Origin of the sequence: Streptomyces alkaliphilus (assembly GCF_014141535.1) — a bacterium.
Taxonomy (GTDB): Bacteria; Actinomycetota; Actinomycetes; order Streptomycetales; family Streptomycetaceae; genus Streptomyces; species Streptomyces alkaliphilus.
In genome coordinates this window covers 1-994 of sequence record NZ_VKHT01001393.1, presented here as the reverse complement: position 1 = coordinate 994, position 994 = coordinate 1, and the positions used below count along the sequence as shown (strand labels likewise).

Annotated in this window: 1 protein-coding gene and 1 pseudogene; both read left to right on the top strand. The window is 72.7% G+C overall.

The features are described from left to right. Positions 1-376, top strand: a 376-nt coding sequence (gene hisI / locus FNQ90_RS24690; RefSeq protein ID WP_228471581.1) for a phosphoribosyl-AMP cyclohydrolase, incomplete at its 5' end; no start/stop codon positions are given. An 11-nt stretch (positions 377-387) separates the two neighbouring features. After that, positions 388-994 (top strand): annotated as a pseudogene (locus FNQ90_RS24685) (anthranilate synthase component I); the annotation flags it as partial.

Genomic DNA, 994 nt, shown 5'->3' with positions numbered 1-994 from the left:
GACGGTATCGGCCCTCGACCCGGCCGTGGCCGCGCTGCTCAAGCGCACCCCCGACGGGCTGGTGCCCGCCATCGCCCAGCAGTACGACACCGGTGAGGTGCTGATGCTCGGTTGGATGGACGACGAGGCGCTGCACCGCACCCTCACCACCGGCCGCTGCACCTACTGGAGCCGCAGCCGGGGCGAGTACTGGGTCAAGGGCGACACCTCCGGCCACGTGCAACACGTCCGCTCCGTGGCGCTGGACTGCGACGGCGACACCCTGCTGGTCCGCGTGGACCAGGTGGGCGCGGCCTGCCACACCGGCGACCGCACCTGTTTCGACGCCCGTCCGCTACCCGTCGCCCCCGGGTCCGATCACGCCCCGGCCCAGTAGGCTCACCCGCCATGACCACCGACGACCTCGACACTTTCCGGGTCCGTGCGAAGGACCGGCGGGTCATCCCGGTGACCCGGCGCCTGCTCGCGGACGGGGACACCCCCATCGCGCTCTACCGCAAGCTCGCGGCCGGTCGCCCGGGCACCTTCCTGCTGGAGTCCGCGGAGAACGGCCGGACCTGGTCGCGCTACTCCTTCATCGGCGTGCGCAGCTCCGCGGCCCTCACCGTCCGGGACGGCCGCGCCCACTGGCTGGGCACCCCGCCCACCGGCGTTCCGCTGGACGGTGACCCGCTGGAGGCGCTGCGCGCCACCGTCGAGGTGCTGCACACCCCCCGTGACCCCGCGCTCCCGCCCTTCACCGGCGGTATGGTCGGCTACATCGGCTGGGACGCGGTCCGCCGGTTGGAGTGGATCGGGGAGCACACCGAGGACGACCTCGGCCTGCCCGAGTTGACCATGCTGCTCGCCTCCGACCTGGCGGTTCTCGACCACCGTGACGGCACGGTGCTGCTCATCGCCAACGCCATCAACCACAACGACCTGGACACCGGGGTCGACGAGGCGTGGGCGGACGCGGTGGCCCGGCTCGACGCGATGACACTCGACCTCGCCC